Below are 21739 nucleotides of genomic sequence, written 5' to 3'. Positions count from 1 at the left end.
GATAGCAGTATTGCCGTGCGGCTAGTCCATGGCAGGATTATGGCGGGTAGATGGTGTCGCCAATGTTACTTAATGTATTGTTTTAATGCTTATTGAAACGAAACTGAAGCCTGACTGAAACCAAACTGAAGCAAAGCAGCGATTTTTCTGGTTCTATTTGCGGCCTGGACCGCTTGGGCTGGAAGCTGTACGCTACTTCAGGCCTGCAGCAGTCAGGGTGTAAATGGAAGCAGCCAGCTTTCCCGGCGATGACTTGTTATCCACATGAAGCTCCCATGCGTCGGAATATTCTCTGGGCGAAAAAATTGTCGTAGCGCGGTATTGCTTTGAAAATGAGGTGATTTTCTTTATTTTATACGCAAGATGTGGCCTGATTGCCAGAACAATCAACTTATCCATGCTGTATGGCCGTACTTATGCAGTCTATATGGACCTGGAATGGCAGGTAGAAAGAAGTGTGGCGGATAGCAATGCCGGGTGGCGGACAATAGTGGTCGGCTGCGGTTGGCTATAGTTGGCTGTTGATGTTGGCACACCTGTTACAAAACAGATGTGCCGACCATTCTACAGCCTTACTTTTGATAGCAGCTTGGAGCGTGGACGCAGGCGTGGGGCAGCATCAGATTGTCGACGTACCAGCATATGTTCTATGTGGGTGTGCCCGGGTGCTTCGGGTACGTCATTGCGCTGGGCGCGGATTTGGCGCAGCAACAGTTGCACCGCGGCCTCGGCCATGTCAGCAATGGGCTGGCGCACAGTGGTCAATTCTGGCCAGATGGTTGTGGCCAGTGCCGTGTCATCGAAGCCGGCAACGGTCAGGTCGCCGGGTACATCAAGGCCCAGCCGGTGGGCGATGGCGACCACGCCGGCAGCCATATCGTCATTGCTGGCAAAGATTGCAGTAGGGCGTTCATCCAGGCCCAGCAAGGCTTCTGCCGCATCCAGGCCGGAACGGTAGGTGAACATGCCTTGCGCAATCAGTTCAGGTGCACTGTCTGCGTGTTTTTCGGCAATCGCTGCCTTGAAACCTTCCAGGCGGCGTGCGCTGGCACTCTGATTCGGGTGGCCGATGATAAAACCGATGCGATGATGCCCCAGTGAAATCAGATGGCTGGCCATCGCATAGGCAGCCTGGAAGTCATCGATACTGATACTGCCCATGCGCGGGTCGGGCTGACCGCAGGCAACGGTCACTGCCGGCGTGCCAGAGGCGGCAATCAGGTCTATCAGACGCGCCGAGTCACATAAGGGAGGTGGCAGGATGATGCCATCGACGCCGTTGGCAATCAGGCGCTGCGCCTGTTCAACGTCATGTTCGTCGGCTTCACATTTTTCGACTACGAGCTGTATATTATTCGGGCTGGCCTGGTTTAGCAGACCGACCAGGAATTCACTCAGATAACCCGCACTTGGGTTGCTGTACAGGAACCCGAAGCGGATAGTGCGCAAGCCTGCCAGGCGGCGGGCAGCCTGATTTGGAATATAGTTCAGTTCAGCGATGGCGGCGTCCACACGCAGACGGGTTTGTTCACGCACATTGGTATCACCATTCATCACGCGTGATACAGTCATTGACGAAACACCCGCCAGTCTTGCCACGTCGGACATGGTAGGCGCATGCAGCCGGGTGTCGGCGTTTTGGACTGGTACTGGCGCTGATACGGGCGCTGGTACCGACGTTGGTACTGACGTCGGCGCTGGGTTTTGCTTCACCTTGCTTTTTGTCATCTGCCTTGAAAATCCGTTAGAAAATGTGCTTATGTTAGAGCCCAACTTTACCACAAGGGATGTTGTGTTGGGCTAACATGCTGCGGCCAGGCTTTATGCCTGCGCCTTCCCGCGTTTGTTGAGACGAGGGAGGATACACTTAACGATACCTGTAAAGCTTCAGCTTTTGTATGGAAAATTCTCTATTCGACAACATAATCTGCCGTCCCTGATGGCTTTCGTCACCATTTAGCCAGCGTCCTTCCAGCCATTTGCCATTTTCATAGCTGCCTTCGGTGATTTTCTCAAAGCCTATCAGTGTGGCCGGATCGCTGGCATCTCTGAAGCTGACGGTCATTCCTTTTCCTGCAATCAAAAATTCATTATCGGACAGGCGAATGATCAGGCCGCCATGCGCTTCCAGGTCTTTGTTTTCAGTCTTGCTCCAACGATTGTTCAGGTCAACCTGTAGTGCAAAGGAACCCATGGTAACTTTTTGCGGCGTGGGATCGACTACTCCTTCATAAGAAACATGGGCCTTGAAGCCACGCATGTTGCCGCTGCCCTGGTACTGGGCAATGACGGGTGCCAGTTGCCTCAGCACACGAAAAGCCTGCGGCAGCGTATCGTCACCTTTGCCCGTGCTGTCTTCTATGCCGAACGGCGAAAAACCGAACGCATCATGTTCGCCTATTGAATAGAAAGCCTTGGCAGCAGCATCGTGTCGCCCGGCATTGTTTCCCTCTGGCACAAACAGCGGATTATTCGGGCGTTTGAACTGCACTGCCCATTCGGTAAAGTTGGGGAAATAGGTATCAATCGCCAGTACATCGATAGATGGCGCGCCGGCTTTCCAAACGTCAAACAGGTGGGGCAGTGGCCCAGCGCTGGGATATTCGCCCGGTTTCTTGCCAGGACGGTTCAGGGCTGCATTGACGTACATGGGCAAAGGATAAACAGATTTGCCGGTAGCAGTCATCACTTCAACAAAACGGGCGTAAGACCATGCCTGGAAAATCTCTTCCGCAGCGATACCGGCACCGAATACTTCGGTCCAGGTGCCGTTCATGCGATTGCCATTGGCGGCCCAGAGAGTCTTGACCGACGTGTGCAGGCTGGCACGATTCGCTTGCAGATAGTCCATCAAGAGCTTGGGAACCGGCCCCTTTAATGCGGCATTGGCCAGTGTGCCGTAGTCGCGCGGGTCTGGCAGCATGCCGATTTCATTCTCGACCTGAATCATGATGACCGTGCGTTGCGTATCAACCTGCTTCAGGTGGGCAAGCAAAGCCTGGTAGGCTGCAGTATCCGCCGCCAGGGTATTCGGGCTGAAGGGCGTGAGTATTTCCTGCGCCACGCCATTGCGGTTTCGTGATAGCGGGAAGCGCTGTTGATCCTGTTTGACCCATGCCGGAACATAGGTTGACATGGAATTTTTCCAGGCGCCAAACCATAACAGGATCAGCCGGGTATTGTTGGTGCGTGCCTGTTGCAACATGCCATCAAGGATGGTGAAATCAAAACGGCCTTCCACAGGTTCAATCTGATCCCATTCAACAGGCGCCAGTACTGTATTGATTTCTGCTGCCTTCAAAGCGGGCCAGAGTTTGTCCAGATACGTCAGACTGGATGCCGACGAATTATGCAGCTCACCACCCAGAATGAGAAAGGGCTGCTCATCAACCATAAGTTGCGTGGCCGAACCTTGCTTGCGTAAATGCGGGATGGCGTCTGCCGCAACTGCCATTGTCCAGTCGCATAGCGACAGCATCAGGGTGCAAGTAAAAAGGCGGGCGTGGCGTTTCAATGCTTGCATTGCATTCCTTACGTTTTATCGAAAAGCCAACTGCGATGAAACCGGGTGGCAAGTGAGAGACCGGGGTGTATTTCCCCGGACATGAATGTACTCAATTACTTGGATTGTGATCAACAGATTGCTCACAAGCTATTGGGGGATGCTTCATTGGCATGGATGTCTCCTGTTACGGGTGTACCGTATTTTTGTTTTTTAGCTGCTATTTATCATTAAAATGATAGCGCAATCATTTTTTATTTTAGAAGATAAGTGAAGTTGATGTCAATAAAATAAAGACTAAATGTTGTTCGCTAACATTTTTATAGATTAAGGTGATGTTCGTTGAGCTGCACAATATGTATTTGCATGAGGTCAGGCAGTTTTTGCTGCGAATGACTTCATTGGAGCTGTGCCGGGAATTTGCCCTTCATTTGTTCGCTATTTGCCCTTTATTTCCCGTTATGGTGGCGGGGGCGAGGTGCTGTATTTGAGCCGCTTGCCAGGACTAGTCCTGGCAAGCGAAGTAAATCTGATCTGTTTCTGAGGGATTTGTTGAGTCGTTTCGAATCGAACTGCTCAGATTTTTCGTAAACGTAAGTCGTGAATCTTGAGATCCAATGCACCATCCCATTTATTCCTGAACTCAAAAGAGTGTGGGCTGAATAGATTTGATTCAAAATTTACTGTTAATTCCTTGATGACGTCATTCGTTCCATACAATGGAATTATCCTGTTTTGTGTAGCCGTGGTAGTGTCATAAATGTCAAATGATCCAACGGTTTGATTTTCTGCACCTGTGCTGCTGTACCTCAGTACAATTTCATATCTGCCTCTGCCAAGATTCACATACGGGCCGAAAGTAAGAAATCCAGGCTGATCCGTCCCTTGTTCCGCGATGCGTACTGAACCAGCGAGTCTGCCGGATTGTGATGGCAAATCAGCCCCTTTAAAGACGACTTGATTGGATGGGCGCTGACTATACAGGCCGGCAGTTACGATGCCTGCAACGAAAACAATCGCTACGTAGGGAGTGACTGCACTGAGTCTGCTTTTCTTTAAAAATCCCAAAATGAACAGCATCACTACAATCCCCAGCCAGACATAATTAGGGAGATAGCTGTGTGCCCATGCAGAGTTGTATAACATGGGTAACCAGTAGCTGACCGGGGAGTAGAAGGTTGAATAACTGTCAAACCATGCATCGATTCCTTTATTGTATAAGCTCACGCTTACGATTGCGTACAGATAAAAGAAGTACGACTGCAACAGAACGGATGTGGCTATGACAGCCTGAAATAATTTCTCTCTTGATTCTGCAAACCGGATCAGCCCATACATCGTCGGTACGACAAAGACGGTTGCTGCGGCCCAGGCAAAGCGCCCGGAAAAACTCCATCCTCCATACCAATTTGGATGTAATGCGTTTGGTACTATCAGGGATAAAAAGACCAGCCCCCACATCAAGGCAAATTGGCGATTGAATCTATAAAGCCAGGGGATTGCAAGAACACCGATCAAATTCACAGGGTTCTGAATCAGAAAACCCTGATTCTGATCAAAATGAAGACCCAGTAACACCATAAAACTGGTTTTGCTGATCTCTAGCGCACCGGACTGGTAAGGGCCGGATATCTTCCCAAAAGCGTAATGATTATAAAAAACCAATAAAACGCAGGATATGCCGGCGATTAGGGTTAGCCTCAGAATCTTTTGCATATCCCTGGATTCAAGATATATTTTTGCCGCTATTGCCAACAGGATCAACATGCAGGTAGCGGCAAATTTTATCTGTAACCAGGGTAAAAATACAATAGTGCAGGTGAGCAGTAGTTCGGTGGTTTTCGAGCGTTTTTTCTGGGTTGTGAGAAACCAATATAAACCAGTCAATGCAATCAAACCAGCCAAAATATCAGGGTATATCTGATTGGATGCCGGAATAAATGGCATCGAGATGCAGGCCGCAATAACTGACCAGAATCGATGTTTTTCGTTTGCGGAGAAGAGGGCGCTAATCTTCCAGGCAAGAACCAGCACGAAAGCGCCGCAAAATATCATCAGCAATTTGGCACCGACTATTCCTCCCAGCAGGACGGGGATCGACAGCAGCAGGGGGAGCCCAATGTTGTGGACATTGAACAATCCGTGCGGACCAATGACGGTGTGTGAATTGGCCGGCGCAGGTTCTGCATCTTGTGGGGCCAGCCCGGATTCGTATATTGCCCTTGTTTTAAATTCTTCCCTGTAGGGCTCGGTTTGTTCCAGGGAGGCGTGTTTTATCAACCCGCTGACCATTACCAGGTAATGCGATTCATCGCCAGTTACTGTATTTGTGTGTTTTCTTTCCCAGATAGCAAGCGTCAGTATGGAAAGCATCGCGTAGATAAAAAGAATCAACGCAACAGGTGATCTTTTCATTTTCTTATATATCCATTTTATTGAATATAAATGTGGGCAAGTGCCGGATGATCATCATGATGAGCATCCATTTTCCGGGGGCATAGACGACAGTCTTCCCTGATTCGATTCCATTCACAATCTGCCTGGCGACATCTTCAACCGATGCCATTTTCGCGCCTTGCCCCTTTAAGTGAGCTGTCATCGGCGTATCAGTCGGACCTGGTTTGATTAGCACTACCTTGACCCCAGTACCAGCAAAGCGATGCTGCATTCCCTGGGCATAGCGTGTCACCAGGCCTTTTGCTGCGCCATATACGTAGTTGGATTTACGTCCGCGGTCACCTGCTACTGATCCTATCAGTGCAATAGTCCCATGCCCGGCATGTAGCATGGATTTTGCAAAGGCTTCTGCATACAGCACGGGTGATATGCCGTTGATATCCAGTGCGTCCCTGTTTGCCTGCAAGTCATTTTGACAGTTTGCCTGTTCAGGCAGGGATCCATGCGCGATCAGGACTATATCTACAGCGCCGGCAGCAACAATCTTGTCTACCGTGGCCTGAATGGCTACGGGATCGAGAAATTCTGCCTGTACCACATCGATAGTCGATTCCTGACTGCGCACCCTGAGGTCTGCGGCAACGCGTTCAATGCGGGTGGCATCTCGCCCAAGCAATGTGAGGTCTGCCGGTTTGGCTGACACCCCTGGCACCCCTTGTACCCATATCCTGGCGCAATGTTCAGCCATGGCCGAGGTGGCGCCGACAATGACGATTCTCTTTTTATTATTCAATTCAGCTTCCCATCAAACGGCGTGAGAGCCCGGAACTGATACCAGGGTCACGGTACTTTAAAAATTCATGTAAGCGCGGATAACCTGCCTCGAAAAGATCTCGCGGCATGCGTGCATCCTTTGCCGGGTAAATGCGTCCAGCTGCTTCACGGACGATTGCATCCAATCTTTCGAACAGTTTATGTGTTCGCTCCCCATGATTAGGGAAATCCAGTGCCAGCGTAACACCTTGTTGTGGAAAGCTGAGCATGCCCGCCGACTGGCGATCGCCAAAGGTCTTCAGAACGGCAAGGAAGGACCCATCGCCGGAGCGCGCTATTTCCTTTAGCATTTCCTGAATAGCTGCCTGCCCGACATCGCGCGGTACCACGCTTTGATACTGGAAGAAGCCTTTGGGGCCATACATGCGGTTCCATTCAAGCAGATTATCCAGTGGGTAGAAGAAGGATTGATAATGCGCAATGCTGCGGCCCGATTGCCATTTTTTCAGATGGTAATAAGCCATATTAAACGGCCGCAATGATAATTGATTCACCAGTGACACCGGCGGCACAAATGGCATGGTACGTTTGCTGTTTTTCGGTTCGGGGCCTGGTCTGGCATCGCCTGGATTGCCGCGCATGAACATGCCGCGACCGCTACCTGAAATGCAATCTATCCAGGAGACAGTGTGTTCCCAGTCAGCTTCAGAGCTGTCAGCAAGATGGAAGAATTCATCCAGATTGTCGTAGGGCAGGGTGTCCACATCGAGCCATGGGCCGCTTACCGGGCGCAGTTGTATCTCGGCTTCCACGATCAAACCAGTTAATCCCAGGCCGCCTACCGTGGCTGAGAACCAATCCGGCCTGTCTTCCGGGCCACATTCGATGATTTCGCCATCGGTACGCAACAGTTTGATGCGTTGAACATGATCGCCGAATGAGCCTGACTGATGATGGTTCTTGCCATGCACATCATTGGCAATGGCACCACCCACAGTCACCATTTGGGTTCCGGGTGTAACGGGCAGTATCCAGCCCAGTGGTATGAATAATTGCTGTATATCTCTGAGCAGGACCCCGGCTTCGCAGGCCACGCGACCAGTGTTGCTGTCAAAGCTAATGAAATGATCCAATCCAGTGGTAAGCCAAAGTACACCATCAGGATTGAGGCAGACATCACCGTAGCTACGGCCCATGCCATGGGCAATAGCGGGATGTCGGCCATTGCAAATCAAATCCGGAATTTTAGCCGGGTCATTTAGTGCAAGCAGGTGATGTGAGTCGGCACTGAGACGCCCCCAGGAACTCACTGGTATCATGCAGACTCCATGCGAAAGACAGAAGGCTTGTCGGCTGTATATTTGCTCAGATAGCCAGTAGCAAGATCAATATAGCGTTTATCGAGGATGTATTTGGTGATGGGGCTTGCGCCAGTGCGTGCAGCTACTAAAATGAGCGCTACAAAAAATTGCTTGCGATTGCAAGTTGCCATATCCCTGGTTCTGATGTTTACTGCTGCCGCAATTGGTGCGAAAATTGCATATTTGATTGTTGATTTCATGCAAACATCATCATCTTATATGAAGACAGGTAGAATTTATGCATGATAACGTAATAACCCACACGGTACCAGTGCGCTTGTTTGGCTTACTTAAACTAATGCGGTTAAAACAGTGGGTGAAAAACGGTTTTGTTCTTGCTCCACTCATATTTTCTGGTGAGTTTTTGAATGCGAATGCGGTGATTCATGCATTGATTGCATTGCTGCTTTTTTGCCTGGGTTCTTCGGCAACATACATTATCAACGACTTGCATGACATTGAGCATGATCGTCGCCATCCCAAAAAATCAAAATCCCGGCCATTGGCGGCGGGTATCGTATCAAGACCCATGGCATTGGCTTTGCTGGCGATACTGTATGCAGCACTGCTATGCGGCTGGTTTGTCGCACCGCAGGTAGTGCTGGTCATTGCTGCATATACGGCATTAAACATCGCTTACACTTTTGTGCTCAAACACCAGCCGGTAATAGACATTTTTACCGTTGCCATTTGTTTTGTGCTGCGCGTATATGCCGGTGCGGTAGCCCTGGCTGTGCCGGTATCTGCATGGATGTTTGTCACCACCTTATGTCTGGCTCTTTATCTGGCGGCGGTGAAACGGCGACAGGAGCTGAGCCACAGTGGCGCAGAAGGTCGCAAGGTGCTGCAAAAATATTCGGTATCGCTGGTGGACCGTTATGCGGAAATGTCGGCGACCGGCGCACTGGTTTTTTACAGCATGTTTGTGATGTCGGCCAAACCTCAGCTCATCCTCACCGTGCCTCTGGTGCTGTTTGGCCTGTTTCGCTACTGGTACGTCGTCGAAGAGCTGGATGGTGGCGAATCCCCTACCGAAGCATTGCTGGCAGACTGGCCATTGTTGTTGACGGTGGTATCCTGGATCGCTGTTTGTATGTGGGCTTTGTGGCCGGGACGGGGATAATCATGGACTATTCATATGCATTGACGCCTTTCCTCGCATGGCTGGTGGCCGGAGTGATGAAGTTTTGCATCAACAGCATCAAGGCAGGGCAACTTGCCTTTGGCCTGATCGGTTATGGTGGGCTGCCCAGCAACCACAGTGCTATTGTTAGCAGCATGGCTTCATTGATTGCATTAAAGGAGGGAATTGCTCATCCTGCTTTTGGGGTTGCTGTGACACTCGCTTTTATCGTAATTCTTGACGCAAATAGCCTGCGTCGCCAGGTTGGCAAACATGCAACTGCAATCAATCAGTTGGCTGCTGGCTCAAAAGATCAAAAAGAACGCCCAGAGTTAAGGGAGCGCATGGGGCATACGCATGCCGAGATCGTTGCCGGCATTCTGGTGGGTATTGCGGTTGCCGTTGCGGTTAAAGTGCTTCCGGGCCTGTTTTGAGTTGATTTTGTATTTTGAATAATCAGGCGGAAAGTGGTTTGCCTGTTTCGTCTGTTAGTTTCATTCAAGGCCAGATTAAGCCATGCCTGGCGAGCGCTGATGGCAACATTTGCTTGCCTTGCTGCTATCTTGACGCATACCTGAAATCGGCTGTCCAAAAGATTTCAGCCGCTTTTTTCCAAATAACTGATCCAAAGAGTTCTTTCATCAAGTCGCCGTTGTATCGGCGTTCCTGATCCAATTGCTGACGCCCGGATGCCGGGATTTTTATGGCAATTAGCATTTTCTGTGATTATAATTGTTTGCGCTAACATTTAATGATAATTCATCTGAACGAGATGAAATTGTCAGGTGCCGGCGAGAAAATACATTAAAAAAACAGGAGACTTCATGAAATATCTTTATTCCAGCGTCACGGCGCTGGTGCTGGCCCTATGCCCGATCGCGGCTGGTGCTGCCGAAGCGACGAAAGCTGCCTCACTCACGCTGGATGCCAGCAAGCCTGGCGCAACCATAGACCGGCACATCTTCGGTCAGTTTGCCGAGCACCTTGGACATGGTATCTATGAAGGAGTTTGGGTGGGGCCGACTTCGACGATTCCCAATACCCGTGGCATTCGCAATGACGTGGTGGCGGCTTTGAAAGCGATCAAGGTACCGGTTGTGCGCTGGCCGGGTGGCTGCTTTGCCGACGAATACCACTGGCGCAACGGAATAGGCCCTGCTGACAAACGGCGGGCGGGTTTGAATCCTAACTGGGGTGGGGTGGTTGAGCCCAACACCTTCGGCACCCATGAATTCATGGATTTTGTCGAGCAAATTGGGGCTGAAGCCTATATTTCTGCCAATGTCGGTACTGGTACACCACAGGAGTCCGCAGAATGGCTGGAATACCTGACCGCTGAAAATACCGTCCTGGCACAGGAGCGGGCAGCGAACGGGCATCCGGCGCCTTACAAGGTGGCGTTCTGGGGTATAGGTAACGAAAGCTGGGGCTGTGGCGGTGCCATGAGTGCCGATTATTATCTGAGTCAACTCAAACTGTATTCCCGTTTCAGCAGAAATTATCTGAATGGTCAGAAAATGCAGCAGATTGCAGTTGGCCCTGACGGCGGCAAGACCGAGTACACCGAAACCATCATGAAAGCATGGCGCGACAAGGTCTGGAGCTGGAATATCGATGGTTTATCCCTGCATTCCTATACCGTTAACGGTTGGCCACCAGCAAAGAAGGCAACGGGCTTTGGCGAGGATGATTATGCCAGTTTCATCAAAGAGACGGTGGGCATGGATGATCTCATCAAGACGCATTCGGCCATTATGGATAAATATGATCCGGCCAAAAAAATTTCGCTGGTGGTGGATGAGTGGGGTTCATGGCTTGCGCCTACGCCAGGCAGCAAGCCTGGTTTTCTGATGCAGCAGAATTCTCAGCGGGATGCCATTCTCACGGCGCTCAATTTCAATATCTTTGCGCGACATGCGGACAGGGTGCGTATGACCAACATCGCACAGATGGTGAACGTGCTGCAGGCCATGATCTTGACTGACAAGGAACGCATGTTGCTGACGCCGACCTATCATGTCTTCAAAATGTATGTGCCTTTTCATGATGCGAAGCTGGTGCCGGTCAGCATTGATGCGGGTACGTATGCCTTTGGCGATATTCGCCTGCCACGCGTGGATGCCATTGCGGCGATAGACAAAAACGGCAAGCTGTGGCTGGCATTGACCAATGTTGATCCCAATGCGGCAGTCGGCATCGCCGTCAATCTGCCCGATGTCCATGCCAGTACGGCGCTGGGTGAAACTCTGACAGCGCCACGTATTGATGCAGTCAATACCTTTGAAGCGCCTGATGTGGTTACTCCCAAAGCAGTGAAACTCAGCGTCAGCAATAATAAACTGGCCTTCACACTGGCACCACAATCCGTCACCGTGTTGGGTTTTCAGCCATGAGCGGCACATTCTTTCATCGCAAAACGGCGCATACCATACGGCATCAGATTGTGCGACGCGCCACCATGGCATTGATTGCGGTGCTGTGCATGCTCGATGTCAGCATGTCCAGCGCGCACGCCCGGTCTGGGGATAATGGCAATGGCACCTACACCAATCCGCCGTTGTATGCTGATTATCCGGATCCTGACATCATTCGTGTCGGTGAGGATTTTTACTTTGCCAGCACGACATTTGCCAATAGCCCGGGCTTGACCTTGCTCCACTCCAAAGACCTGGTTAACTGGGAATTTGCTTCGCATATCGTGCCAAAACTCAATGGCCTGGAGCAATATGATCTCAAAAATGGCAATGCGTACCGTGGTGGATTGTTTGCGGCCAGTCTGCGTTATCACCAGGGCATGTTCTATGCGGTGGTGACGCCGGTCAAGCAAAATACCCGTATTTACTATAGCAAGGACATCAAGGGTCCCTGGGCTTACCATGAGCTGGATCGCGTGGCATTTGATCCTGCCTTGTTCATCGAAGCTGATGGCAAGGCTTATATTGCGACTTCGGGTGGGTGGGATGGTACGGTCAACTTGCTGAGCCTTAACAGTGACTATTCAAAGGTGACAGATTCACGCAAGATTCATTATTACAAGGGGGCAGAAGGCTCCAAACTGGTCAAGCGGGGTGAATACTATTATCTCTTCAACGCGCTGCCATCCAGCCTGACGCTGATTGTGTCGCGCGCCAAAAATTTGTTTGGCCCCTGGGAATCGCATGCGCAAATCGATGATCGCACAGGTGGACACCAGGGTGGGATCGTCGATCTGCCGGACGGTAACTGGTACGGCTTTGTAATGGTTGATGCCGGCCCCATAGGGCGCATGACGAATATCAGCCCGATTTTCTGGGAAGATGACTGGCCGGTGTGGGGTACTAAAGATGCGCCGGGTAAAGTGCCGGCAGTTGCTCCCAAACCCATTCTGGGCAAGCCAATCACAAAATTGGCAACTTCCGATGATTTCAGTGCGCCCACCCTGGGCATGCAGTGGCAATGGAATCATAATCCTGATGATAGTCACTGGTCTTTGCGCGAACGACGCGGTTTCTTGCGACTGGAAGCAACCAGGGCAAACGAGTTCTGGACGGCGCGCAATACGCTGACGCAGAAAGGGCAGGGGCCATGGAGTCGCGGCGAAGTCGAGATTGATGTCAGCAATGTGCAGGCCGGTGATGTGTGTGGATTTGGCATCCTGGGCAAATTCAATGGCCATATTACTGTGCAGCGTGATGCGGCAGATAAATTGTTCCTGAGTATGGAGGTGATAGAAGATACCGCAATCGGGCGACAGACCGAAGTGCGGGTGTCATCTCGCCCCATCAATGTCAACAGAATACATCTGCGGACAGACATGGATTTCAGAAAGAACCAGGCTGAAGTCGCTTATAGCCTGGATGGCAAGAGCTGGAATGTGCTGGGTGGCAGTTTTGAACTGGGTTATGACTGGCGGACCGGCACTTTTCAGGGGCAGCAATTTGCCTTGTTTTGCTATAACCCGCGTCCTGATCAGGGTTATATCGACGTAGATGCCTTCCGTTTTACCGATCAGCCTTAGGCTTTTCCTGGTCTTGTTTTAATGCTGCCCGGAATCTTTCCGGGCAATTTTTCACAGCGAAATGTTAGCGCAAACAATTTATGTGGAAAATCGTATCCGAGTAACAACGCAAATGCTAAAGATGATTGACGCGCAATTCCAAAACGACGACTATACAAATGGTAGCGCTATTTATTGCAGTGTAATCGTTGTTATGCGCAAACAAATGAGCGAACATCCGGTGTCATAGAAAGGGGACGAAATCAAACTGGAATTTGCTGACGAAACAGTTTATCGCCGACGTAGCAGAGTTAGGATGTGCGATATTTGTTTGCGTTACCACAATCTGTTTCTCGTAATAAATAAAAAATTGAAGCGTCAATAAAGACGCAAACAACAATGGCACAAGATGCCGCATAAAAGGAGACATGCATGAACCAAAGAACAAAGGGTGCCGTTCGGCGTCGATTGGGTACAGGAGGTGATGTTTTTGTCACCACCGTCCTCGCTGGCCTGATTTCCAGCGCTTATGCTCAGTCGGCACCGGCACCAGCAGCACCCGCGCCAGCTTCTGCAGCGGCGGCTGAAAAAGACAAGGAAAAAGACAAGGTAACCCCAACCGTCACGGTGAGCGGTTATCGCAGCTCGCTGGCCTTGTCTGCCAACGAAAAGTACGAGAACGTGGGCCTGAGTGACACCGTATTCTCGGAAGACATGGGTAAATTCCCTGACCCAAATATTGCTGATGCACTGGGTCGCATTCCTGGCGTCAAGGTCACGCGCGCTGAAATCGATGGCGAAGGTCTCAACGTTTCCATTCGCGGCATGGGTCCGGCCTTTACCCGTGTGCTGCTGAACGGTGCGCCTATGGCTTCGGCTTCGGCAGGTAGCTGGGGTGGTTCCATCAGTGCCAATCGCGAAGTTGATATGGACTTTCTGCCGTCCGAACTGTTTCGCAGCGCCAGTGTTTACAAAAGCCAGCAAGCCAGCCTGATTGAAGGCGGGATAGCCGGTACGGTAGACATGCGCAGCGTACGGCCTTTCGACAAAAACGGCTTTCGTTCCGCGATTACACTCAGCGGTAATTATCGCGACCAGAGCGGCAAAACCGGCACCACCGGTTCAGGCCTGATCAGCAATACCTGGGATACTGGTCTTGGTAAATTCGGTGTCCTGGTCGGTGCGGCGTTTGGTGACACCAAGTACAAGACGGATGGCTTCCAGTCGGTGGACATGCGTAACTTCCAGCTGAAATCCTTCCAGGCAAATGCGGCAGATAACCCCAACAGTACTGGCGGTGGCTCGCAATCCACACCCGATACCGTCCCCTCAGGCCTGGCGCTGAATGATTTGCCTGCCTATGCACGTTCGATTCTGGTACCCGGCAAACAGATAGACCGCGCCATGTTGCTGGCACTGAACCCCGGTGCCACCATTCAGCAGATTGATAATGCGCTGATGGCCCGTCTTGGCCGTCACCTGATCTATGAAGGTGAACGCAAGCGTTACGGTGAAGTCGTCAGTCTGCAATGGCAGCCGAATGACAAGCTGGATATCTATATGGACATGGTATTCGCCCAAAAATCCAACAAGATGGTTTACGAAGCGATGAACGCAGGCACACGTGCCAATACCGTCATCCCTATCGGCATGGAGTTTGACCGCAGTGACTGTACGGTTGGTTGCGTGCTGACCAAGGCGACGTTTGCCAATACCTTCTGGTCTCTGGAATACCGGCCCATGGAAGAAAAAACGCTGTTCCGCAGCTTTAATCCTGGCTTTGAATTCCGTCCCAACGACAAGTGGACCATAGACGGGCATGTCAACTTCACCAAGAGCACATTTTTCCGTGACATGCCTACAGTATTGTTGGCTACCAAGTCACCCAACTCTGTCATTACTTATGACAACACGGTTCCAGGCCAGTCACCAACCTATGGCGCCAACCTGAACATCAACGATCCGACAAATTTTGGTTGGAATCAGGCAGGGCAGGGCTTGTCCGGTCTGCGCATGGACCTGTATGAGCGCACCAACACGACCAAGGGTTCACGCCTGAACGTCAATTGGGGTGACAGCACTTTCAGCATCAAGTCTGGTGTGTCATATGATGATATCGAGCGCCGTTATCGCAGTTATTCTGCAGCAGATGCGTGGATGAACGTTGCTTGCGGCAATAACGTCAACTATCGCTTCTTTGCACCTAACACGCAGATTCGTCAGCCTGGTTGTGACGGTCGCAGCACACCTGGCACGATTACCGATGTCGCCACAGCTTACCCGGGTTATGGTACGGGTTCAACGGCTGGTGTAACAACGCCGTTGACATATCTGGGTTCCGTGGTTACCAATGCCAATGTGCCCAATTATGCGTATGCCACAAATCATGGCTTCATTGGTGTCAATTGGCCAAAATTTAGTCAGGACACCGACTATCAGTATTTCAGGGACAATATTTACAAAGGTTTCAGCAGCGGCAGCGGTGGTTATATCCGCGAGGTAGTGGATGCTTTCTATACTGAAGCCAATGGCCGCTTCAATTTGTTCGACGGCACGTTGCGCTACAACGCCGGTGTGCGTTACGCCAACACCAAGCAAACCATCGGTGCTCTGAGTGTGGTGGCTGATCCGCGCAATGCCACATTGAAGAATGGTGGCCAGTATGACAATATCGGTGTCTGGGCGTATGAAACTACCAGCTACAGCAATGTGCTGCCATCCGCAACGATCGCTTATAACATCACACCAAAACTGATTTTCCGCGCATCAGGTTCCAAGTCGCTGACACGTGCCAATCCGGCCGATTTGAGACAGACCATGCTGACCATTGGTGATCAGGGTGCACGTCAGGGTAATGTGACCAACCCCAACCTGAAACCTTTCGGGGCAAACAACCTCGATCTGGGGCTGGAATACTACATGACCCGCGAAGCCTATGTGTCTGCCAGTGCTTTCGCCAAGGACATCGTCAGCCGTCCAGGCCAGCGCATTATCACGTACTCGCTGGCACAGCTGGATTCCATGTTTGGCCCGGTTGGTCTGACAGCAGCGCAGCAACAGTCGGTAGATGCCAGCGGTGGACGCGACAAGCATCTGGTCGAAATCACCGAGCCCTACAACATCGACACCAAGCTGAAAGTGCGCGGCGTCGAACTGACCTGGCAGCAACCGCTGGACATGTTGCCAGTCAAGGGTTTTGGTTTTACGGCCAACTACACCTACACCAACCAAAAGGATGAAGCACCAAATGCACCGCCAGTCGCCGGCGTGCCACCACGTACCAGCAATCTGACGCTGTACTACGAACGCAATGGCCTGAACTTCCGCGTCTCGCGTCAGTACACTGCATCGCACGTGGTGAACACCAGTACAGGTTTGAACGTGCCAGGTGGTGCGTATGCCTACACCACCGATCGCACACAAATCGATCTGTCAGTAGGTGCCAATCTGAAACGCCTGTTCAACTTCCCCTACAACACAGATCTGACTCTGAGCGTATGGAATGCCAACAAAGCCATCAGCCAGTCATACACACAGTTCAGCAATGCCGTGTTTGACGAATACAAACCAGGTGCAGCTTACACCTTGTCTATGCGTACTTCGTTCTGATGTTATAGCGAGCCGCCTGCGGGTGGTTTGCTCAACCCAGCAGGGGAGAGCATGATCAAGTAAGGATCATGATGTAAAAAAGCCCGGTAGACATTCTGTTTGCCGGGCTTTTTCGCGCTTTACACAACTAGATTCTTTTTAATTGAAGAAATGAGTTTTAATAACTCTTCTTCAGTCGAAAATAACACCATACCTGTCAACGCGGATCACCGATTACGATGTCAACTGTGTTAGACAGCGTGATGCCGAGATTCGGAATGCGTCCTTTCTGACCGGCTGGTCCCAGTTCAGGTGCTGGATGAAACTTGTCGCCGATCGGTGAAATCGAATGCAGCAGTGATATATCGCCAAGTGGAAATTCTACCTTGGTAGCTTTCGGGGAACTCGCTTCGTCTGCCGGTGCTTCTTTGGGGTAATCGTACTTTTCGTGCAATTTGACACGGTTACGAATTTCTCTATATTTTTCAATGACTTACAAGCCTGTTTTTTTATCTTTAGTTTCCTATTGGCAATATTTATTGCCACAATCACATCTTTCCTATCTCTACAAAATTCTTACTGAAATAGGACGCGGATTCAGCCAGTTTTATGCAATTCGCAGAAATTTTCGTTTTGGGTGTAATTTAGGAGCCAGAGTTACGACTATAATCATTACGCCTTTAAACTAAGATCAGCAAGGAACCAGTTGCCCGTTTTATGAAAATCTCCCGTCCATCCCGGATCATTGTGGTATTTGCCACGCTATGCAGCCTGCTGTTCATGCAGTTTGCAGTAGCGGCATACGCCTGCCCGGGAATGACGGCTGGCGGTGGAAATGGTTCGAACGTAATCTCGTTCACTGCTGATTCAACTGCAATGCCAGCCTGCGAAGGCATGGACAAGGATCAGCCGGCACTTTGCCACACCCATGCGCAAGACCCACTGAGCAAACAGTCGCTCGACAAGCCACAACCGCCTGACGTACAGCCCTTTGTCAGCACTGGCCTGGTATTCATAGTGGAAGCCATGGATGTAGTGGCTGTCCCTCTTTCATCGCATCCACCCTCAGCACATTTGATACGCAGCGCAGCACCCCCGATTGCCATACGTAACTGCTGTTTCCGCATTTAACTCCATAAGCGCCTGATCCATGCGTCGCCACATCTTGCTGGCGTACGTTGCTATTGATTGTCGCCTGGAGGTTCCATGTTCTCTATTTTTGCTGCACCATATGCTGCGCGGCCCCGTGTCATTCGCATTGCCGTTGCCGCTGGCATACTCACTTTATCCTCATTCCCAGCCCTTGCTGCAGATATTCTACTCACTTTGGGACAAGCCCAACAACTGGCCGTAGCACGTTCGCGCCAGTTGATCGCGCAAGACCTGGCGGTGACTGCTTCCCGGGAAATGGCGGTCGCTGCTGGTCAATTACCTGATCCTGTTTTGAAAGCCGGTATCGATAACCTGCCAGTCAGCGGTCCTGACCGTGGCAGTCTGACCAGTGATTTCATGACCATGCGCCGCATCGGCGTCATGCAAGAGCTGACCGGTAGTGACAAGCGCCAGTTGCGCGCTGCTCGCTATAACCGCACCGCGAATAAGTCCATGGCAGAGAAAGCCAGCGCGATTGCGGCCATCCAGCGTGACACCGCTATTGCCTGGCTAGACAGCTACTATGCAGAACGCATGGCCGCCATCGTCGCAGAACAAGCGAATCAGGCCAAACTCGACATCGAGGCAGCAGAGAGCAGCTATCGCGCCGGGCGAGGCAGTCAGGCAGATATCTTTGCTGCACGAAGTGCACTGAGCATGGTGGATGACCGCTATAGTGAAATCCAGCGCAAGATCCGTAGTGCCAGAATAATGCTAGCTCGCTGGACGGGTCTTGCTACCGAACTTCCACTGGCGGGAGAGCCAAGTCTAGGCAGCATCCGTCTGGATTTAACAGCGCTGGACAAATCGCTGAACCACCATCCCCAGATCGCTGTACTGACCAGGCAAACGGAAATCGCCGAAGTGGATGCAAAACTCGCCGAAGCCAATAAAAAGTCAGACTGGACAGTCGAAGTCGCATTCCAGCGGCGTGGTCCAGCGTATTCCAATATGGTATCGGTCGGTATATCGCTGCCATTCCAATGGGACCAAAAGAACCGCCAGGATCGTGAGTTATCTTCCAAATTGGCGATGGTCGAGCAGGTAAAAGCCGAGCGCGATGAAACACTCCGCGCCCACGTCGCTGAAACCAGGGCAATGATAGAAGAGTGGCAAAATGGCCTGGAACGCAGCTCCCGCTATGAACGTGAATTGATACCACTAGCCAAAGAACGTACTCAAGCCACTCTGGGTGCCTATCGCGGTGGCAAATCCAATCTGCCCGACGTACTGGCGGCACGCCGGAATGAGATTGATGTACGGCTACAGGCCTTGCAATTGCAAGCTGACACCGCCCGTCTGTGGGCACAACTCAATTTCCTGTTTCCTGCCGATGAACAAGGCATGCATTTAGACCATGCCATGAACAAGGATAAGCCATGAACAATAAAAAGATAATAATGGCCCTCATGGCCACTGGCGCGCTGGCTGGCAGTGGATATGGCCTTTATCATCTGGGTATCAGTCAGGGAATGAAGGATGCGAACGGGATGCAGGCAGGTACTTCACCATCGGACTCAGCCCCAAACGACAAGAAGGTGCTGTATTGGCATGATCCTATGGTTCCTGGCCAGAAATTTGATAAGCCAGGCAAGTCGCCTTTCATGGACATGCAACTGGTACCAGTTTATGCCGATGGCGCGGATGAAGGTAGTGTCAAGATCAGCCCACGCGTGCAACAAAACCTCGGTGTCCGGGTCGCTGAAGTCACCAGAGCAAAGCTTGCATCGTCGATAGCGGCAGTTGGTACCGTGACCTATAACGAGCGAGATGTTGCCCTGGTCCAGGCACGTAGTAACGGCTTTGTAGAAAAACTCTATGTGCGCACTCCGCTGGACACAGTCAGGAAAGGCCAGGCACTGGCCGAGCTGTATGTGCCAGAATGGGTTGCCGCTCAGGAGGAATACCTGACTGCTCGCCGCATGGAAAGCACAGGCATGGCAGGATTGCAGGAGGCTGCCAAACAACGCATGCGTCTCGCCGGGATGACGGACGATCACATCCGTGCAGTTGTCGCCAGTGGAAAGCTGCATCCACGCATCACAGTAACTGCACCGGTCAGTGGTGTCGTGTCAGAACTGTCCATACGTGAAGGTATGACGGTCATGGCAGGAGCGCCATTATTTCGTATCAATGGAGTTGCAACAATATGGGTGATTGCCGATATCCCGGAAAACCTGTCTGCTCAGGTACGCTCAGGCAATCCAGTCGAAGCACGCACACCCTCATCACCTGGCACAGTCTTCCAGGGCAAGGTCAGCGCCATCCTGCCGCAAGTGGATGTGAGCACCCGTACTTTGAAAGCCCGTATTGAGCTGAATAATCCGGCGGGCGTCTTGGTGCCGGGCATGTTTGCCAATCTCAACTTCAGTTCTGGCGTGGATAAGGAGGTTTTGCTGGTACCGAGCGAAGCGGTCATTGTCACCGGAACCCGCAATGTCGTCATGATCGCGCAGGACGATGGCAAGTTCCTGTCTGTGGACGTTGAAACTGGTGCAGAAGCGAATGGCCAGACTGAAATCCGCAAAGGGCTGGAAGCCGGACAAAGGGTCGTAGCCTCCGGCCAATTCCTGATTGATTCCGAAGCCAGTCTGAAAGCAACGACTACCCGAATGGGAGAATCGCCACCTACCGCCAAGGTGGCAGGACCGGTGCACCATGGCAGCGGTAAAGTTGAAAAGATAGATAAAAATGAGATCACCTTGTCGCACGATCCTGTTCCATCCTTGCAATGGGGGGCAATGACTATGGGCTTCCAACTACCAGTTGGCGGACTTCCACGCAATGTGGAAGTTGGGGACATGGTGATTTTTGATATACGACCGTCCAAAAATGGGATGTACCAGATTGTCGCCATTTCTCCGACTACAGGAGCAAAGAAATGATCGCAAAACTGATACGCTGGTCTATCATCAACCGCTTCCTGGTGCTGCTGGCGACCCTGATAATGACCGCCTGGGGTATCTGGTCCTTATCGCATACACCACTGGATGCGATTCCTGACCTGTCGGACGTGCAAGTCATTATCCGTACCAGTTTCCCTGGACAGGCACCACAAATTGTGGAAAATCAGATCACCTATCCATTGACCACGACCATGTTGTCAGTGCCCGGTGCCAGGACAGTGCGTGGCTATTCCTTCTTTGGTGACTCCTTTGTTTATGTCCTCTTTGAAGATGGCACGGACCTGTATTGGGCACGTTCACGCGTACTGGAATACCTGAACCAGGTGCAGTCACGGTTGCCGCCACAAGCGAAAGCATCTCTCGGGCCAGATGCCACCGGTGTCGGCTGGGTATATGAATATGCCTTGGTGGACCGCAGCGGCAAGATGGATTTATCGCAGTTGCGGGCATTTCAGGACTGGTTCCTGAAGTACGAATTGAAGTCGGTACCAAATGTGTCGGAGGTGGCAAGCATAGGTGGCATGGTGCGCCAGTACCAGATTCAGCTCGACCCGGACAAGATGCGTGCCTATAACATCCCGCACGGCAAAATCATAGCGGCAGTACAGCAGGCCAATCAGGAAAATGGTGGCTCGGTCCTGGAGTTGGGGGAAGCAGAGTACATGGTGCGTGCATCTGGCTACCTGAAGTCTCTGGATGATTTCCATAAAATACCTTTGATGACAACAGATGCTGGTGTATCCGTGCGCCTTGGTGACGTTGCCCGCATTCAAACCGGACCTGAAATGCGGCGCGGCATTGCTGAATTAAACGGCGAAGGTGAAGTCGCAGGCGGCGTGATTGTCATGCGCTCAGGCAAAAATGCGCTGGCAACCATCGATGCTATCAAAACCAAACTGGAAAAACTGAAACCCAGCCTGCCGCCAGGCGTAGAGATCATTCCTGTCTATGACCGTTCCA

The 21739-nt window shown here is 51.4% G+C and carries 17 protein-coding genes; 9 read left to right on the top strand and 8 right to left on the bottom strand.

The window, feature by feature from the left end; translation table 11 throughout:
• Nucleotides 1-192: 192 nt before the first annotated feature.
• From H8L32_RS00085 to H8L32_RS00055, 7 genes are all read right to left on the bottom strand, one after another.
• Nucleotides 193-399, bottom strand: coding sequence for a hypothetical protein (locus tag H8L32_RS00085; protein WP_186945138.1), 207 nt, complete (start codon nt 397-399; stop codon nt 193-195).
• A gap of 165 nt (nt 400-564) precedes the next feature.
• Nucleotides 565-1713 carry a LacI family DNA-binding transcriptional regulator gene (locus H8L32_RS00080; protein WP_329605141.1) on the bottom strand — a complete coding sequence of 383 codons (1149 nt, stop codon included), beginning with the start codon at nt 1711-1713 and terminating at the stop codon, nt 565-567.
• 154 nt (nt 1714-1867) lie between these two features.
• Nucleotides 1868-3523: a GH35 family beta-galactosidase gene (locus tag H8L32_RS00075; RefSeq protein WP_222619112.1), complete on the bottom strand. Its 1656-nt coding sequence runs from the start codon at nt 3521-3523 to the stop codon at nt 1868-1870.
• 555 nt (nt 3524-4078) lie between these two features.
• Nucleotides 4079-5917: a hypothetical protein gene (locus tag H8L32_RS00070; protein WP_186945136.1), complete on the bottom strand. Its 1839-nt coding sequence runs from the start codon at nt 5915-5917 to the stop codon at nt 4079-4081.
• Between the two features lie 4 nt (nt 5918-5921).
• The gene (locus tag H8L32_RS00065; RefSeq protein ID WP_186945135.1) at nt 5922-6692 is read right to left on the bottom strand and encodes an SDR family NAD(P)-dependent oxidoreductase; all 771 of its coding nucleotides are present in this window, start codon (nt 6690-6692) and stop codon (nt 5922-5924) included.
• 1 nt (nt 6693) lies between these two features.
• The gene (locus tag H8L32_RS00060) at nt 6694-7992 is read right to left on the bottom strand and encodes an FAD-binding oxidoreductase (RefSeq protein WP_186945134.1); all 1299 of its coding nucleotides are present in this window, start codon (nt 7990-7992) and stop codon (nt 6694-6696) included.
• Nucleotides 7989-8234, bottom strand: a complete 246-nt coding sequence (locus H8L32_RS00055) for a hypothetical protein (protein ID WP_186945133.1) — start codon at nt 8232-8234, stop codon at nt 7989-7991. The genes H8L32_RS00060 and H8L32_RS00055 overlap by 4 nt, the downstream gene beginning before the upstream one ends.
• Before the next feature lie 38 nt (nt 8235-8272).
• On the opposite strand from H8L32_RS00055, the gene H8L32_RS00050 reads away from it, so the two are divergent.
• The 5 genes from H8L32_RS00050 to H8L32_RS00030 all read left to right on the top strand — a co-directional run bounded on the left by H8L32_RS00050 (nt 8273) and on the right by H8L32_RS00030 (nt 16742).
• A complete protein-coding gene (locus tag H8L32_RS00050) occupies nt 8273-9157 on the top strand; it encodes a decaprenyl-phosphate phosphoribosyltransferase (RefSeq protein ID WP_186945132.1) in 885 nt (294 codons plus the stop codon).
• Nucleotides 9158-9159: 2 nt separating this feature from the next.
• Entirely contained in the window at nt 9160-9591 is a 432-nt protein-coding gene (locus tag H8L32_RS00045) for a divergent PAP2 family protein (RefSeq protein WP_186945696.1), read from the top strand.
• Nucleotides 9592-9981: 390 nt separating this feature from the next.
• Nucleotides 9982-11550 (top strand): alpha-N-arabinofuranosidase, encoded by a 1569-nt coding sequence (locus tag H8L32_RS00040; RefSeq protein WP_186945131.1) that lies wholly within the window; start codon nt 9982-9984, stop codon nt 11548-11550.
• Nucleotides 11547-13154 carry a glycoside hydrolase family 43 protein gene (locus H8L32_RS00035; protein WP_222619111.1) on the top strand — a complete coding sequence of 536 codons (1608 nt, stop codon included), beginning with the start codon at nt 11547-11549 and terminating at the stop codon, nt 13152-13154. The genes H8L32_RS00040 and H8L32_RS00035 overlap by 4 nt, the downstream gene beginning before the upstream one ends.
• A 411-nt stretch (nt 13155-13565) precedes the next feature.
• On the top strand, nt 13566-16742 hold the full coding sequence (locus H8L32_RS00030; protein WP_186945130.1) for a TonB-dependent receptor: 3177 nt from the start codon (nt 13566-13568) through the stop codon (nt 16740-16742).
• A 196-nt stretch (nt 16743-16938) separates the two neighbouring features.
• Here H8L32_RS00030 and H8L32_RS00025 read toward each other — a convergent pair whose 3' ends face one another.
• Nucleotides 16939-17175 carry a hypothetical protein gene (locus tag H8L32_RS00025; RefSeq protein ID WP_186945129.1) on the bottom strand — a complete coding sequence of 79 codons (237 nt, stop codon included), beginning with the start codon at nt 17173-17175 and terminating at the stop codon, nt 16939-16941.
• 263 nt (nt 17176-17438) lie between these two features.
• On the opposite strand from H8L32_RS00025, the gene H8L32_RS00020 reads away from it, so the two are divergent.
• The 4 genes from H8L32_RS00020 to H8L32_RS00005 form a co-directional block, all read left to right on the top strand.
• On the top strand, nt 17439-17852 hold the full coding sequence (locus H8L32_RS00020; protein ID WP_186945128.1) for a hypothetical protein: 414 nt from the start codon (nt 17439-17441) through the stop codon (nt 17850-17852).
• Between the two features lie 75 nt (nt 17853-17927).
• Entirely contained in the window at nt 17928-19256 is a 1329-nt protein-coding gene (locus H8L32_RS00015) for a TolC family protein (RefSeq protein ID WP_186945127.1), read from the top strand.
• On the top strand, nt 19253-20758 hold the full coding sequence (locus H8L32_RS00010) for an efflux RND transporter periplasmic adaptor subunit (protein ID WP_186945126.1): 1506 nt from the start codon (nt 19253-19255) through the stop codon (nt 20756-20758). Before H8L32_RS00015 ends, H8L32_RS00010 begins: the two co-directional genes overlap by 4 nt.
• Nucleotides 20755-21739 (top strand): efflux RND transporter permease subunit (locus H8L32_RS00005; RefSeq protein WP_186945125.1); only part of this gene is annotated, 985 nt, incomplete at its 3' end. The genes H8L32_RS00010 and H8L32_RS00005, both read left to right, overlap by 4 nt.

It is taken from the genome of Undibacterium hunanense (assembly GCF_014284335.1).
In the GTDB taxonomy this organism is placed as follows: Bacteria; Pseudomonadota; Gammaproteobacteria; order Burkholderiales; family Burkholderiaceae_D; genus Undibacterium; species Undibacterium hunanense.
Note: the sequence above shows the minus strand (reverse complement) of the source record. Positions and strands in the feature narration are given on the sequence as shown.